Raw genomic sequence first — 15,732 nt, forward strand, 5'->3', positions numbered from 1 at the left:
CTTAAATGACAAACTTAGATTGCAAATTCTTTATTTCACCCGCGCCATAAAATACGCATCGACATATTCGCCATTTCGCAACGCGTACTTTTTACCAGTTCCTTCAATCTCAAAACCGTATTTTTTATAGACCTTAATTGCTGGGGCGTTATCGACAAATACGGTTAGTTCAATGCGATCTACCCGCAGCCAGTTGTCGCACATCTCAATCATCTCTCGCATCAGGGCGCTGGCGACACCGCGATTGTGCCAGCGGGAGTCGACGCAGATACCAAAATCGGCAACATGACTGCGGCGCGGGCGTTGCTGCACGTCAATGGTGAGATGACCCACGACGGTTCCATCAATACATGCGACTAACTGTTTGATGCCGGGACGATCGGCGAGTCGCTCCTGCCACAGATGATCGGAAGGATGAGGCACCTGTAGTGTGTTGTAATACACCTCCGGCTGGGCGTGAATTTGCCGAATGGCCTCGTAATCGCGCGTTTCAGCGTGGCGTATCACTATCTCACTCATTCCTCTGTCCTCTTTGGGGTAAATGTCCCTTTCAACATCATTGACTTTCAAATGCGAGTCAAATGCATTTTTTTGCAAAAAGTGTTGGACAAGTGCGAATGAGAATGATTATTATTGTCTCGCGATCAGGAAGACCCTCGCGGAGAACCTGAAAGCACGACATTGCTCACATTGCTTCCAGTATTACTTAGCCAGCCGGGTGCTGGCTTTTTTTTGCTTGTCATTTTGTCCACGGGGAATGTTCCTCGTGTTGAGACAAATGCAAAATCGCCTGATGCGCTACGCTTATCAGTCCTACAAATAGTCCTGAACCGTAGGTCGGATAAGGCGTTCACGCCGCATCCGGCATGATCAAAGTGCACTTTGCCAACAATCTGACGTACTGAAGCACAGGCATAGGAACCGCGTCCGCTTTGCGTTAAGGTGTAACTAACCACCTTAAAAAAGGACGAAATCATGGCCATCAACTGCGCCTTTATTGGCTTCGGCAAAAGCACCACCCGTTACCATCTGCCGTATGTACTTAACCGCAAGGATAGCTGGCATGTCGCGCATATTTTCCGCCGCCATGCGAAGCCGGAAGAACAGGCTCCTGTCTACTCGCATATCCATTTCACCAGCGATCTCGACGAAGTATTAAATGATCCCGACGTTAAGCTGATTGTCGTCTGCACTCACGCTGACAGCCACTTCGAGTACGCGAAGCGTGCGCTGGAAGCTGGGAAAAATGTGCTAGTTGAAAAACCGTTCACCCCGACGCTTGCGCAGGCGAAAGAGCTGTTTGCGCTGGCAAAAAGCAAAGGGCTGACCGTCACGCCGTATCAGAATCGCCGCTTTGACTCCTGCTTCCTGACGGCGAAAAAAGCGATTGAAAGCGGCAAGCTGGGAGAGATTGTCGAAGTGGAAAGCCATTTTGACTACTACCGCCCGGTGGCAGAAACCAAACCTGGACTGCCGCAGGATGGCGCATTTTATGGCCTTGGCGTGCATACCCTCGACCAGATTATCTCGCTGTTCGGTCGCCCGGATCATGTGGCTTACGACATTCGCAGTCTGCGTAATAAAGCCAACCCGGATGACACCTTCGAAGCGCAGCTGTTTTATGGTGATTTGAAAGCCATCGTCAAAACCAGCCATCTGGTGAAAATCGATTATCCGAAATTTATCGTTCACGGTAAGAAAGGTACATTTATTAAATACGGTATCGACCAGCAGGAAACCAGCCTGAAGGCTAATATTATGCCGGGCGAACCGGGATTCGCAGCGGATGATTCGGTCGGTGTGCTGGAGTATGTCAATGACGAGGGCGTGACGGTAAGAGAAGAGATGAAGCTGGAGGTGGGCGACTACGGACGCGTCTACGATGCGCTGTATCAAACCATCACCACCGGTGCTCCAAATTACGTCAAGGAATCTGAAGTTCTTACTAATCTGGAAATCCTTGAACGCGGTTTTGAACAAGCTTCTCCCTCTACAGTGACTCTCGCGAAGTAAGTTTGATGGCTCCTCGAATAGTTCAATTTTTTTGAACAGAGGGGTCAATTTTCACCCTCTATCATCCCAGGCGGATCGGGTCCACACTAAGCCCATCGAAAACATTCAGGGGGTGAATACAAATGATCTACTTACGCAAAGCAAATGAACGTGGTCATGCGAATCATGGCTGGCTGGACTCCTGGCACACTTTCTCTTTTGCCAACTATTACGACCCGAACTTTATGGGCTTCTCCGCGCTGCGTGTCATTAACGACGACGTGATTGAAGCAGGGCAGGGTTTCGGCACTCACCCACATAAAGATATGGAAATTTTAACCTACGTGCTGGAAGGTACTGTTGAGCATCAGGACAGCATGGGTAATAAAGAGCAGGTTCCGGCGGGCGAGTTTCAGATTATGAGTGCGGGTACGGGTATTCGTCACTCAGAGTACAACCCCAGCAGCACCGAGCGTCTGCATCTGTATCAGATCTGGATCATGCCAGAAGAAAACGGCATTACGCCGCGTTATGAACAGCGTCGCTTTGATGCCGTGCAGGGCAAACAACTGGTGCTCTCGCCGGATGCGCGTGATGGTTCGTTGAAAGTGCATCAGGATATGGAACTGTATCGCTGGGCGCTGCTGAAAGATGAACAGTCGGTGCATCAGATTGCCGCTGAACGCCGCGTCTGGATCCAGGTAGTGAAAGGCAATGTCACCATTAACGGTGTAAAAGCCTCGACCAGTGATGGTCTGGCAATCTGGGATGAGCAGGCAATCTCCATCCACGCCGATAGCGACAGTGAAATTCTGCTGTTCGATTTGCCGCCAGTCTAAATTTATCTCACAAACCTTCCTGAGGAATCAGGAAGGTTGTGATGCGTCCGTGGTAAACTAAAGGAATCTATCCCTTTTGTACCCTTCAGGACGATGAAAAAGAAAAGACCCGTACTTCAGGATGTGGCTGACCGTGTAGGCGTGACCAAAATGACGGTCAGCCGTTTTTTACGCAACCCGGAGCAGGTCTCCGTCGCCTTACGTGGCAAGATTGCCGCCGCTCTTGATGAACTGGGTTATATTCCCAACCGCGCGCCCGATATCCTCTCAAATGCTACCAGCCGGGCAATTGGCGTCCTGTTACCTTCTCTCACCAACCAGGTTTTCGCGGAAGTATTACGCGGTATCGAAAGCGTTACCGACGCGCACGGTTATCAGACTATGCTGGCGCACTACGGTTATAAACCGGAAATGGAACAAGAGCGCCTCGAATCAATGCTTTCATGGAATATTGACGGGCTGATCCTCACCGAACGAACCCACACGCCGCGCACCTTAAAGATGATTGAAGTGGCAGGTATTCCAGTGGTGGAGCTGATGGACAGTAAATCTCCGTGCCTCGATATCGCCGTCGGCTTTGATAACTTTGAAGCGGCACGTCAGATGACCACCGCCATTATTGCTCGCGGGCATCGGCACATTGCCTATCTCGGCGCACGTCTCGACGAACGTACAATCATCAAACAGAAGGGATACGAACAGGCGATGCTGGATGCCGGCCTGGTGCCATATAGCGTGATGGTTGAACAATCTTCTTCTTACTCTTCAGGTATCGAACTGATTCGCCAGGCGCGGCGGGAATATCCGCAGTTAGATGGCGTATTCTGTACCAACGATGACCTGGCTGTCGGCGCGGCGTTTGAATGTCAGCGTCTGGGGCTGAAAATCCCTGACGATATGGCAATTGCCGGTTTCCACGGTCATGATATTGGCCAGGTGATGGAGCCACGGCTGGCGAGCGTGCTGACGCCGCGTGAGCGGATGGGCAGCATTGGCGCTGAACGCCTGCTGGCGCGTATTCGTGGCGAAGCAGTGACACCGAAAATGTTAGATTTAGGTTTCACCTTGTCACCGGGCGGATCTATTTAAGCTCACAAATTTGAAGTAGCTCACACTTATACACTTAAGGCACGGATGGATATTGCTTCTGATTTTGTCCGGCTGGACAATGTTACCGATAACAGTTACCCGTAACATTTTTAATTCTTGTATTGTGGGGGCACCACTTTGAGCACGACTAACCATGATCACCACATTTACGTCTTGATGGGCGTATCGGGCAGCGGCAAATCTGCGGTCGCCAGTGAAGTGGCGCATCAACTTCATGCCGCGTTTCTTGATGGCGATTTCCTCCATCCGCGTCGCAATATCGAAAAAATGGCGTCCGGTGAACCGCTGAATGATGACGATCGCAAACCGTGGTTACAGGCACTGAACGACGCCGCGTTTGCTATGCAGCGCACCAATAAAGTGTCGCTGATCGTCTGTTCCGCACTGAAAAAGCACTATCGCGACCTGCTGCGCGCGGGTAATCCGAATCTCTCTTTCATCTACCTGAAAGGCGATTTTGATGTAATTGAAAGCCGTCTGAAAGCGCGTAAAGGCCATTTCTTTAAAACCCAAATGCTGGTGACGCAGTTTGAAACGCTGCAAGAACCGGGTGCGGACGAAACCGATGTACTGGTGGTGGATATCGATCAACCGCTGGAAGGTGTTGTGGCAAGCACCATTGAGGTTATTAAAAAAGGCAAATAAGTAGTGAGTACATTAACGCTTGTTTTAACAGCAGTAGGGTCTGTTTTACTGCTGCTGTTTTTAGTCATGAAAGCGCGTATGCACGCTTTCCTGGCTTTGATGGTGGTGTCTATGGGGGCTGGCCTTTTTTCCGGTATGCCGCTCGATAAAATCGCAGCGACGATGGAAAAAGGGATGGGAGGCACCCTCGGCTTCCTGGCGGTGGTTGTCGCTCTGGGAGCCATGTTTGGCAAGATCTTACATGAAACCGGCGCAGTCGATCAGATTGCCGTCAAAATGCTCAAATCCTTCGGTCACAGCCGCGCGCATTATGCCATTGGCCTTGCGGGGCTGGTTTGTGCGCTACCGCTGTTCTTTGAAGTGGCGATTGTTCTGCTGATTAGCGTTGCTTTCTCAATGGCGCGCCATACCGGCACGAACCTGGTGAAACTGGTTATCCCGTTATTCGCCGGCGTGGCGGCAGCGGCGGCGTTCTTATTGCCGGGGCCAGCGCCAATGCTGCTGGCATCGCAGATGAACGCCGACTTTGGCTGGATGATCCTGATCGGTCTGTGTGCGGCAATTCCGGGAATGATTATTGCCGGGCCGCTGTGGGGTAATTTCATCAGCCGCTACGTGGAACTGCATATTCCTGACGACATCAGCGAACCGCATCTCGGTGAAGGCAAAATGCCATCTTTCGGATTCAGCCTGTCGCTAATCTTGTTGCCGCTGGTGCTGGTAGGTCTTAAAACCATTGCCGCGCGTTTTGTGCCGGAAGGCTCTACCGCTTACGAATGGTTCGAGTTTATCGGTCATCCGTTTACCGCGATTCTGGTTGCTTGTCTGGTGGCGATTTATGGTCTGGCGATGCGTCAGGGTATGCCGAAAGACAAAGTGATGGAGATTTGCGGTCACGCGCTGCAACCGGCGGGGATCATTCTGCTGGTAATTGGTGCGGGTGGCGTGTTCAAACAGGTGCTGGTTGACTCTGGCGTAGGTCCGGCACTGGGCGAAGCGTTAACCGGGATGGGGCTGCCGATTGCGATTACCTGTTTCGTGCTGGCAGCAGCGGTGCGTATCATTCAGGGTTCTGCAACGGTTGCCTGCTTAACGGCAGTGGGGCTGGTGATGCCGGTTATTGAACAACTGAACTACTCCGGTGCGCAAATGGCGGCGCTGTCGATTTGTATCGCTGGTGGTTCGATTGTTGTCAGCCACGTTAACGACGCCGGTTTCTGGTTGTTCGGTAAATTTACCGGCGCGACCGAAGCCGAAACGCTGAAAACCTGGACCATGATGGAAACCATCCTCGGCACTGTCGGTGCTATCGTCGGGATGATTGCGTTCCAGCTGTTGAGTTAATTACCGCGACAAATTACTGCGAGCTTGCTCGCAGTAATTCATTTCTCTTTTTTCCTCTCTTCATCTTTTTGATCTCTCTCGCAAAAATACTGGCTCATTATCCGTTCTAATCACTGCGTTAACGGACGCAGGAGAAGATGATGGAGAAACACGGAGCTGAATTGCTGTTACAGCGGATGTTAAGTAACACCACCGCTACCTTCAGGGAAGGGCAATGGGAAGCTATAGATGCGGTGGTTAATCAGCGGCGAAAACTGCTGGTTGTACAGCGCACTGGCTGGGGGAAAAGCGCCGTGTACTTCATCGCCAGTAAAATCTTCCGCGATCGCGGCGTTGGCCCGACAATTATCATCTCTCCTTTGCTTGCCCTGATGCGTAACCAGGTTGCCGCCGCTGAACGGTTAGGTATTACGGCTGAAACGTTGAATTCTACAAACAGGGAAGAATGGCAGCGCATTAGCGATAATTTGCTGCAAGGTGAGGTCGATTGCTTGCTGGTTTCCCCGGAACGTTTGGCAAACCAGGACTTTATCGAAACGGTTTTATATCCTATAGCCGATCGTATTGGCTTGCTTGTGGTCGACGAGGCGCACTGCATCTCTGATTGGGGCCACGATTTTCGCCCGGATTACCGACGTATATTAGATATTTTGCGCCAGTTGCCTGCGAATACCCCTGTTCTGGGTACAACCGCGACAGCGAATAACCGTGTCGTTGAGGATATCCGTCAGCAATTGGGTGACATTGTGATTCAGCGTGGAACGCTGGCTCGCGAAAGTTTGGCGCTTGATGCCTTAGTCTTAGGTGAACAGTCATCCCGTCTGGCATGGTTAGCGACGGTTATCCCTCAGTTTTCCAAATCGGGAATTGTTTATACCCTGACTACGCGCGATGCCGAACTTGTCGCCGAGTGGTTAAGGAAAAATGGTATCAGTGCATTTGCGTACTACAGCGGCGTGACTTGTGAAGGCGCGAAAGATTCTAATACTGCCAGGGAATATCTGGAGCAGGCACTGCTGGCAAATAAAATCAAAGTGCTGGTCGCGACGACGGCGTTAGGTATGGGGTTTGATAAACCTGATTTAGGTTTCGTCATTCATTATCAGATGCCGGGGTCGATTGTTGGTTACTACCAACAGGTGGGGCGTGCCGGGCGTGCTATAGATTCCGCAGTTGGCATATTGCTTTGTGGTGGCGAAGACCGCGCTATTCATCAATTCTTCCGTGAAAGCGCCTTTCCTGCGGAGGCACAAATTCATGAAATACTCAACGTACTTAGCGAGAATGACGGTCTTACTCTACGAGGCATTGAACAACGGACGAATCTCCGTTATGGGCAAATAGAAAAAGCACTGAAATTATTGGTAGCTGAAAATCCATCGCCTGTGGTGTATACCGAGAAATTATGGCGCAGAACTATCGTCAGTTTTTCTCCTGACCATGAACGAATTAACCATTTGATGAATCAGAGAAAAAGTGAACTGGCAGACGTTGAAAGCTATATAACGACTAAGGAGTGCAAAATGCAATTTCTGCGCCGCGCACTCGATGAGCCAAGTGCCGAACGTTGTGGTAAATGTAGCAGTTGTCTTCAGCATCCGTTGTTGTCGCCCGACATTGATAGCGGCTTACTCCATGCAGCAAATTTATTTATTAAACACGCTGACCTGCCATTAAATCTCAATAAACAGGTGGCATCTGGGGCTTTTACGCAATACGGATTTAAAGGGAACTTGCCTGCGGATTTACAAGGATCTACGGGGCGAATCCTTTCTCGTTGGGGGGATTCCGGGTGGGGAAAGCAGGTCGCACAGGAGAAAAAAATGGGGCGCTTCAGTGATGAGCTGGTGGAGGCATGTGCGGAAATGGTTCGCCAACGCTGGAATCCGCATCCTGAACCAACCTGGGTATGCTGCGTTCCTTCATTAAGGCACCTCGACCTGGTTCCTGATTTTGCCCGGCGACTGGCGGCGAAACTTGGCTTACCTTTTATTGATGCCATTGGAAAAGTCGTGGACAATCCACCACAGAAAATGCAGCAAAACCGTTTTCACCAGTGTCAAAATCTCGACGGGGCGTTTGTGATTACCCCTCCTTTGATGCCAGGTCCGGCGTTGCTGGTTGACGATATCGTGGATTCTGCATGGACGCTGACAGTTCTGACAGCACTGTTACGCCAGGCAGGTTGCCCGACGGTTTATCCTCTTGCCCTTGCTTCTACCTCGGTAAAAAATTGATGAATCTTTCAGCCAATGCACAAGCGACTCTCCTGCTAACCAGCGATTTTTCTCGCGCGGCGGCGAGTGAGCATAAACCTCTTAGCAATAGTGAATGGGGGAAGTTTGCATTATGGCTGAAGCACCAACGTATCAGTCCCGCCGATCTTCTGGTGTCGCAACCGCAAGAGAAACTTACAGGCTGGAGCGATCCGCGTATTTCTCAGGAGCGTATTCTTGGCTTGCTGGCGCGCGGTCATAGTCTGGCGTTGGCGGTAGATAAGTGGCAACGCGCTGGTTTATGGATCTTAACCCGAGGCGATGCCGATTATCCCGTTCGCTTGAAAAACCGATTGCGAACGGATGCCCCTCCCGTTTTATTTGGCTGCGGGAATAAAGCATTACTGCAAGCGGAAGGTATGGCGATTGTTGGCTCGCGAGATGCTCCGACTGCCGATTTGCGCTATACCCAACAACTGGCAGCGAAACTGGCTCAACAGAGGATTTGCGTTATCTCTGGTGGTGCGCGAGGTATTGATGAATGTGCAATGACGTCGGCACTAGAGGCAGGGGGAACGGCCGTTGGCGTATTAGCTGATAGCTTGTTAAAAACGAGCACGTTAGTGAAATGGCGTGAAGGGCTTATAGCAGGCAATCTGGTGTTGATTTCGCCGTTTTACCCAGAAGTACGTTTCACCGTCGGCAATGCGATGGCGCGGAATAAATATATTTATTGCCTTGCTGAAAGCGCAATGGTTGTGCGTGCGGGAATGACCGGTGGAACGATAACTGGGGCGATGGAGGCATTAAAACATCAGTGGCTGCCTGTTCTGGTTAAACCAAATCAGGATGAGCAATCAGCCAATTCACGATTAGTAGAAAATGGGGCGTCATGGAGTGCTGAACAGGCTGAAAATGTGACGATCAGACTGCCAGATGTTCCTGGGCTGATGTATGACAGAGTACGCCGTAACGCTCAACCAGAACTGTTTTCACTACATGAAGATGACGCAAATTACGCAGGAATGCCCGCGCATACGCCTGTCGATTTTTATCAACTCTTTGTAGCGGAACTGGCGATCCTTGCAAAGGAATCGATAAGTATTGAAAGGCTGGCGTCTTGTACTGGTTTAACCATCGAACAAGCTAGTGTATGGCTGAATCGCGCAGAAGAAGAGGGAAGAGTTATCCGATTGGGCGAAGGTCATTATCAGTTCAGGTAATAAAACAGGTGCCGCGTCAGGTTGTGTGCAGCACCTGTTTGAACCTTACCCCTTCATCCACATCCGAACGCCGTCGAGGAACATCTGGGTTGCCATCATCACCAGAATCAATCCCATCAGGCGTTCCAGCGCATTCACCCCTTTCTCGCCCAACAGACGTAAAAACAGCGATGACTGTAGCAGGATGACAAATGTGCCACCCCAGGCCAGCAGCAGGGCAATCACCAGATGCCCCATCTGATTCGGGTACTGATGAGACAGCAACATCAGCGTGGCGAGAATCGTCGGCCCGGCGACCAGCGGAATGGCTAATGGCACGATAAACGGCTCTTCACCAGCCGGAAGCCCACTGCTGTTTCCCGAGGCGCTGGGGAAAATCATCTTAATGGCGATCAGAAACAGAATGATGCCGCCAGAAATGGAGACGGTTTCCGCCCGTAGGCTAAGAAATGCCAGAATTTTCTCACCCGCAAACAGGAACACCAGCATCACCAGGAGAGCAATAAGCAACTCTCGCACCATGATTGCCCGACGTCTTTTCGGTTCAGTATGTTTCAGTACGGACATAAAAATAGGTAGGTTTCCGAGCGGATCCATAATCAAGATCAATAAAACTGCTGCAGAAATGATTTCATTCATAACTCAAGTTCCCTGATAATTGCGTTGGACTTTCTGCGTGCTATGAAAGCAGGATAAGTCGCATTACTGATTGCTTCGCTATCATTGATTAATTTCACTTGCGACTTTGGCTGCTTTTTGTATGGTGAAAGATGTGCCACGAGGACACCGGCACATATATACAGCACACATCTTTGCAGGAAAAAAACGCTTATGAAAAATGTTGGTTTTATCGGCTGGCGCGGTATGGTCGGCTCCGTTCTCATGCAACGCATGGTTGAAGAGCGCGACTTCGACGCCATTCGCCCTGTCTTCTTTTCGACTTCCCAGCCTGGTCAGGCTGCACCGTCCTTTGGCGGTACTACCGGCACACTTCAGGATGCCTTTGATCTGGAGGCGCTGCAGGCCCTCGATATCATCGTAACCTGTCAGGGCGGCGATTATACCAACGAAATCTATCCAAAGCTCCGTGAGAACGGGTGGCAAGGTTACTGGATTGACGCAGCATCGTCTCTGCGCATGAAAGACGACGCCATCATCATCCTTGACCCGGTCAATCAGGACGTCATTACTGACGGATTAAATAAAGGCATCAGGACTTTTGTTGGCGGTAACTGTACCGTAAGCCTGATGTTGATGTCGTTAGGCGGTTTATTCGCCAATGATCTTGTTGATTGGGTTTCCGTTGCAACCTACCAGGCGGCTTCCGGCGGTGGTGCGCGACATATGCGGGAGTTGTTAACCCAGATGGGCCAACTGTATGGTCATGTGGCGGCTGAACTCGCAACCCCGTCCTCTGCTATTCTCAATATTGAACGCAAAGTCACGACCTTAACCCGCAGCGGCGAGTTGCCGGTGGATAACTTTGGTGTTCCGCTGGCGGGTAGCCTGATTCCGTGGATCGACAAACAGCTTGATAACGGTCAGAGCCGCGAAGAATGGAAAGGGCAGGCGGAAACCAACAAGATCCTCAACACATCTTCTGTGATTCCGGTAGATGGTTTATGCGTGCGCGTCGGGGCATTGCGCTGCCATAGTCAGGCATTCACCATCAAATTGAAAAAAGATGTATCTATTCCGACCGTGGAAGAACTGCTGGCGGCTCACAATCCGTGGGCGAAAGTCGTACCAAACGATCGGGAAATCACTATGCGTGAGCTAACCCCAGCAGCCGTTACTGGCACGCTGACCACGCCGGTAGGCCGCCTGCGTAAGCTGAATATGGGACCAGAATTTCTGTCAGCCTTTACCGTAGGTGACCAGTTGCTGTGGGGCGCAGCGGAGCCGCTGCGGCGGATGCTTCGTCAACTGGCGTAATCTTTATTCATTAAATCTGGGGCGCAATGCCGCCCCTTTTAGTGCGTAATACAGGAGTAAGCGCAGATGTTTCATGATTTACCGGGAGTTAGATAGAGCATTGGCTATTCTTTAAGGGTGGCAGAATACATGAGTATTCACTGCCTTACCTGAAGGGAGGACGACGCAGAGAGGATGCACAGAGTGCTGCGCCGTTCAGGTCAAAAAAATGTCACAACCAGATGTCAAAAATCAGTTGGATGGGGTGACACAATAAAACAGGAAGACAAGCATGTCCGTTCGTATCGATAGAGACGTGATAAACGCGCTAATTGCAGGCCATTTTGCAGACCCATTTTCCGTACTGGGAATGCATAAAACTACAGCAGGACTGGAAGTCCGCGCCCTTTTACCTGACGCCACCGATGTGTGGGTGATTGAACCAAAAACCGGACGCAAAGTCGCTAAACTGGAGTGTCTCGACTCTCGTGGATTCTTCAGCGGCGTCATTCCACGACGTAAGAATTTTTTCCGCTATCAGTTGGCTGTTGTCTGGCATGGTCAGCAGAATCTGATTGATGACCCTTACCGTTTTGGCCCTTTAATCCAGGAAATGGATGCCTGGCTGTTATCTGAAGGTACTCACCTGCGCCCGTACGAAACCTTAGGCGCACACGCAGATACCATGGATGGCGTTACCGGCACGCGTTTTTCTGTCTGGGCACCCAATGCCCGCCGAGTCTCGGTTGTTGGGCAATTCAACTACTGGGATGGTCGTCGTCATCCGATGCGCCTGCGTAAAGAGAGCGGCATCTGGGAACTGTTTATCCCTGGCGCGCATAACGGTCAGCTCTATAAATACGAAATGATTGATGCCAATGGCAATCTGCGTTTGAAGTCTGATCCTTATGCCTTTGAAGCACAGATGCGTCCGGAAACCGCTTCCCTTATTTGCGGACTGCCTGAAAAGGTCGTGCAGACCGAAGAGCGCAAAAAAGCGAATCAGTTTGATGCGCCAATCTCTATCTATGAAGTTCACCTGGGTTCCTGGCGTCGTCACACCGACAACAACTTCTGGTTAAGCTACCGCGAGCTGGCTGATCAACTGGTGCCTTACGCTAAATGGATGGGCTTTACCCATCTCGAACTGCTGCCAATTAACGAACATCCATTCGATGGTAGCTGGGGCTATCAACCGACGGGTCTGTACGCGCCAACTCGCCGTTTTGGTACTCGCGATGACTTCCGCTATTTCATTGATGCCGCACATGCAGCCGGTTTGAACGTCATTCTTGACTGGGTGCCGGGGCACTTCCCGACTGATGACTTTGCGCTTGCCGAATTTGACGGAACAAATCTGTATGAACACAGCGATCCCCGTGAAGGCTACCATCAGGACTGGAATACCCTGATTTACAACTATGGGCGTCGTGAAGTCAGTAATTTCCTCGTCGGCAACGCGCTGTACTGGATTGAACGTTTTGGTATTGATGCGCTGCGTGTCGATGCGGTGGCTTCGATGATTTATCGCGACTACAGCCGTAAAGAGGGCGAGTGGATCCCCAACGAGTTTGGTGGGCGCGAGAATCTGGAAGCGATTGAATTTTTACGCAATACCAACCGTATTATCGGTGAGCAAGTTCCTGGCGCGGTAACAATGGCGGAGGAGTCTACCGACTTCCCTGGCGTTTCTCGTCCGCAGGATATCGGCGGCCTCGGCTTCTGGTACAAGTGGAACCTCGGCTGGATGCACGACACCCTGGACTACATGAAGCTCGACCCGGTTTATCGTCAATACCATCACGATAAACTCACCTTCGGGATGCTCTACAACTACACTGAAAACTTCGTCCTGCCGTTGTCGCACGACGAAGTGGTGCACGGCAAAAAATCGATTCTCGACAGAATGCCGGGCGATGCATGGCAGAAGTTTGCCAATCTGCGAGCCTACTATGCCTGGATGTGGGCGTTTCCGGGCAAAAAACTGCTGTTCATGGGTAATGAATTTGCTCAAGGGCGCGAGTGGAACCACGACGCCAGCCTTGACTGGCACCTGCTGGAAGGCGGCGACAACTGGCACCACGGTGTCCAGCGTCTGGTGCGCGATCTGAACCACACTTATCGCTATCACAAAGCATTGCACGAGCTGGATTTTGACGCGTATGGCTTTGAATGGCTGGTGGTGGATGACCATGAACGTTCGGTGCTGATTTTTGTTCGCCGTGATAAAGAGGGTAATGAAATTATCGTTGCCAGTAACTTTACGCCGGTGCCGCGCCATGATTATCGCTTTGGCATTAATCAGCCGGGTAAATGGCGTGAAATCCTCAATACTGATTCCATGCACTATCACGGTAGCAATACCGGTAATGGCGGCGCGGTACACAGTGATGAGATCGCCAGCCACGGTCGCCAGCATTCATTAAGCCTTACGCTACCGCCGCTGGCCACTATCTGGCTGGTTCGGGAGGGATAATGACACAACTTGCCATTGGCAATCCCGCTCCTCTTGGCGCGCATTACGACGGTCAGGGCGTTAACTTCACGCTCTTCTCCGCTCATGCCGAACGGGTAGAGCTGTGTGTGTTTGACGCTCAGGGCATCGAACATCGGTATGATTTGCCAGGACGAAGTGGTGACATCTGGCACGGTTATCTGCCGGATGCGCGCCCGGGTTTGCGTTATGGTTACCGCGTTCATGGCCCATGGCAACCCGCCATGGGGCATCGCTTTAACCCGGCGAAGTTGTTGATTGATCCTTGCGCGCGGCAAATTGTCGGGGAATTTAAAGATAACCCGCTGCTGCACGCCGGGCATAGTGATCCTGACTATCGCGACAACGCTGCTATTGCGCCGAAATGCGTAGTGGTCGTGGATCACTATGACTGGGAAGATGATGCCCCGCCGCGTACGTCGTGGGGCAGTACCATCATTTATGAAGCCCATGTCAAAGGCTTAACCTACTTGCACCCGGAGATCCCGGTCGAGATCCGTGGAACCTATAAAGCCCTGGGGCATCCGGTGATGATCAACTATTTAAAACAGTTGGGCATTACCGCACTGGAACTGCTGCCGATCGCGCAATTTGCCAGTGAGCCACGCTTGCAACGTATGGGGTTGAGTAACTACTGGGGTTACAACCCGGTGGCGCTGTTTGCACTGCATCCGGCGTATGCATGCTCGCCCGACACGGCGTTGGATGAGTTCCGCGATGCAGTCAAAGCCCTGCACAAAGCGGGCATTGAGGTCATTCTCGACATCGTTCTCAACCACAGTGCGGAACTGGATCTCGACGGCCCGTTATTCTCCCTACGCGGGATCGATAACCGTAGCTATTATTGGATAAGAGAAGACGGCGATTATCACAACTGGACCGGTTGCGGCAATACGCTCAATTTGAGCCATCCAGCTGTGGTGGAGTACGCCAGCGCCTGTCTACGCTATTGGGTGGAAACTTGTCATGTTGATGGCTTCCGCTTCGATCTCGCTACAGTCATGGGGCGAACGCCGGAGTTTCGTCAGGATGCGCCTCTGTTTACGGCTATTCAGAATTGCCCGGTACTTTCGCAAGTGAAGCTGATTGCCGAACCGTGGGATATCGCGCCCGGTGGCTATCAGGTGGGGAATTTCCCGCCGCTGTTTGCCGAGTGGAACGATCATTTCCGCGATGCTGCCCGGCGCTTCTGGCTGCACTATAACCTGTCGCTGGGGGAGTTTGCCGGACGCTTTGCCGCTTCCAGTGATGTTTTTAAACGTAATGGCCGTCTGCCGAGTGCTGCGATTAATCTGGTCACGGCGCATGACGGTTTTACGCTTCGCGACTGCGTTTGTTTTAACCATAAACACAATGAAGCAAACGGAGAAGAAAATCGCGACGGAACCAACAACAATTACAGTAACAATCATGGTAAAGAAGGGTTAGGCGGTACTCTTGATCTGGTTGAACGGCGGCGCGACAGCATTCACGCCCTGTTAACAACGTTGTTGCTCTCCCAGGGTACGCCGATGTTACTGGCCGGTGACGAACACGGTCACAGCCAGCATGGCAATAACAATGCTTACTGTCAGGATAACCAACTAACGTGGTTGGACTGGTCGCAAGCAAGCAGTGGCTTAACCGCGTTTACCGCCGCGTTAATCCATCTGCGCAAGCGCATTCCTGCTTTGGCAGAGGATCGCTGGTGGGAAGAAGGCGACGGCAATGTCCGTTGGCTGAATCGATATGCTCAATCTTTAAGCTCGGATGAGTGGCAGAACGGGCCAAAGCAGCTGCAAATTTTGCTTTCGGATCGTTTCTTGATCGCAATAAACGCCACGCTTGAGGTAACAGAGATTGTTTTACCTGCTGGGGAGTGGCGTGCCATTCCCCCATTCGCTGGAGAGGATAACCCAGTGATTACGGCTGTCTGGCCGGGACCTGCACACGGACTGTGTGTGTTCCAGAGATGA

12 protein-coding genes are annotated in these 15,732 nt (G+C 51.4%); 10 read left to right on the top strand and 2 right to left on the bottom strand.

From position 1 onward, the window contains the following. Window positions 1–30: 30 nt before the first annotated feature. The gene (yhhY, locus tag WC5_RS13465) at window positions 31–519 is read right to left on the bottom strand and encodes an N-acetyltransferase (RefSeq protein WP_010349190.1); all 489 of its coding nucleotides are present in this window, start codon (window positions 517–519) and stop codon (window positions 31–33) included. Window positions 520–975: 456 nt separating this feature from the next. Between yhhY and WC5_RS13460 the strand changes: the two genes are divergently transcribed. The 7 genes from WC5_RS13460 to WC5_RS13430 all read left to right on the top strand — a co-directional run bounded on the left by WC5_RS13460 (window position 976) and on the right by WC5_RS13430 (window position 9,369). After that, on the top strand, window positions 976–2,013 hold the full coding sequence (locus tag WC5_RS13460) for an oxidoreductase (protein ID WP_000996650.1): 1,038 nt from the start codon (window positions 976–978) through the stop codon (window positions 2,011–2,013). Between the two features lie 122 nt (window positions 2,014–2,135). Continuing rightward, a complete protein-coding gene (gene yhhW / locus WC5_RS13455) occupies window positions 2,136–2,831 on the top strand; it encodes a quercetin 2,3-dioxygenase (RefSeq protein ID WP_000639809.1) in 696 nt (231 codons plus the stop codon). Between the two features lie 93 nt (window positions 2,832–2,924). Continuing rightward, a complete protein-coding gene (gene gntR, locus WC5_RS13450) occupies window positions 2,925–3,920 on the top strand; it encodes a gluconate operon transcriptional repressor GntR (RefSeq protein ID WP_000730250.1) in 996 nt (331 codons plus the stop codon). Window positions 3,921–4,058: 138 nt separating this feature from the next. Next, window positions 4,059–4,586, top strand: a complete 528-nt coding sequence (gntK, locus tag WC5_RS13445; protein ID WP_000108328.1) for a gluconokinase — start codon at window positions 4,059–4,061, stop codon at window positions 4,584–4,586. 3 nt (window positions 4,587–4,589) lie between these two features. Further along, a complete protein-coding gene (gene gntU / locus WC5_RS13440) occupies window positions 4,590–5,930 on the top strand; it encodes a gluconate transporter (RefSeq protein ID WP_000105942.1) in 1,341 nt (446 codons plus the stop codon). A gap of 140 nt (window positions 5,931–6,070) precedes the next feature. Further along, complete coding sequence (locus WC5_RS13435; protein ID WP_010349194.1) at window positions 6,071–8,167, top strand: RecQ family ATP-dependent DNA helicase; 2,097 nt, start codon at window positions 6,071–6,073, stop codon at window positions 8,165–8,167. After that, complete coding sequence (locus tag WC5_RS13430) at window positions 8,074–9,369, top strand: DNA-processing protein DprA (protein ID WP_010353673.1); 1,296 nt, start codon at window positions 8,074–8,076, stop codon at window positions 9,367–9,369. The genes WC5_RS13435 and WC5_RS13430 overlap by 94 nt, the downstream gene beginning before the upstream one ends. 45 nt (window positions 9,370–9,414) lie before the next feature. Here the strand turns inward: WC5_RS13430 and yhgN are convergent, their stop codons facing one another. Then, window positions 9,415–10,008: an NAAT family transporter YhgN gene (yhgN, locus tag WC5_RS13425; RefSeq protein WP_001002547.1), complete on the bottom strand. Its 594-nt coding sequence runs from the start codon at window positions 10,006–10,008 to the stop codon at window positions 9,415–9,417. Window positions 10,009–10,200: 192 nt separating this feature from the next. On the opposite strand from yhgN, the gene asd reads away from it, so the two are divergent. The 3 genes from asd (at window position 10,201) to glgX (ending at window position 15,732) form a co-directional block, all read left to right on the top strand. Next, a complete protein-coding gene (gene asd, locus WC5_RS13420) occupies window positions 10,201–11,304 on the top strand; it encodes an aspartate-semialdehyde dehydrogenase (protein ID WP_000799966.1) in 1,104 nt (367 codons plus the stop codon). A 271-nt stretch (window positions 11,305–11,575) separates the two neighbouring features. Next, window positions 11,576–13,759 carry a 1,4-alpha-glucan branching enzyme gene (glgB, locus tag WC5_RS13415; protein ID WP_000116223.1) on the top strand — a complete coding sequence of 728 codons (2,184 nt, stop codon included), beginning with the start codon at window positions 11,576–11,578 and terminating at the stop codon, window positions 13,757–13,759. Then, entirely contained in the window at window positions 13,759–15,732 is a 1,974-nt protein-coding gene (gene glgX, locus WC5_RS13410) for a glycogen debranching protein GlgX (RefSeq protein WP_000192584.1), read from the top strand. The genes glgB and glgX overlap by 1 nt, the downstream gene beginning before the upstream one ends.

It is taken from the genome of Escherichia sp. KTE114, assembly GCF_000407765.1.
GTDB lineage: Bacteria > Pseudomonadota > Gammaproteobacteria > Enterobacterales > Enterobacteriaceae > Escherichia > Escherichia ruysiae.